Source organism: Paraburkholderia sp. RCC_158, from assembly GCF_041355255.1.
Taxonomy (GTDB): domain Bacteria; phylum Pseudomonadota; class Gammaproteobacteria; order Burkholderiales; family Burkholderiaceae; genus Paraburkholderia; species Paraburkholderia graminis.
Window position 1 is genome coordinate 1 of the sequence record NZ_JBFUPM010000095.1, and the last position, 514, is coordinate 514.

General features: G+C 50.6%; 1 rRNA gene. It reads left to right on the top strand.

Annotated elements, in window-relative coordinates:
• Nucleotides 1-205: 205 nt before the first annotated feature.
• A 23S ribosomal RNA gene (locus AB6809_RS36315) occupies nucleotides 206-514 on the top strand; the annotation flags it as partial.

The window sequence follows — 514 nt, forward strand, 5'->3', positions numbered from 1 at the left end:
CTTAGAGATGGGTGTGCGAGTAGGTGAATCAGGGTTGTGATTGTATCGATGTATTTTAAAGGTAATCGAAAGATTGCTCTTGGAATACGGCGCAACACGAATACTCAACCTGTAGCGAGTGATCGGATCGCTGGTCCCCTTCGGGGATCGGGCCAGAGTAAGTGCTAAAGCACTAACACTGGCCGAGAAGACACACCCGTTATAGGGTCAAGCGAACAAGTGCATGTGGTGGATGCCTTGGCGATCACAGGCGATGAAGGACGCGGTAGCCTGCGAAAAGCTACGGGGAGCTGGCAAACGAGCTTTGATCCGTAGATGTCCGAATGGGGAAACCCACCTCTTTTGAGGTATCCGTGGCTGAATACATAGGCCATGCGAAGCGAACGCGGTGAACTGAAACATCTAAGTAACCGCAGGAAAAGAAATCAACCGAGATTCCCAGAGTAGTGGCGAGCGAAATGGGACCAGCCTGTACTCTTTATCTTCATTGTTAGTCGAAGGCTCTGGAAAGTGC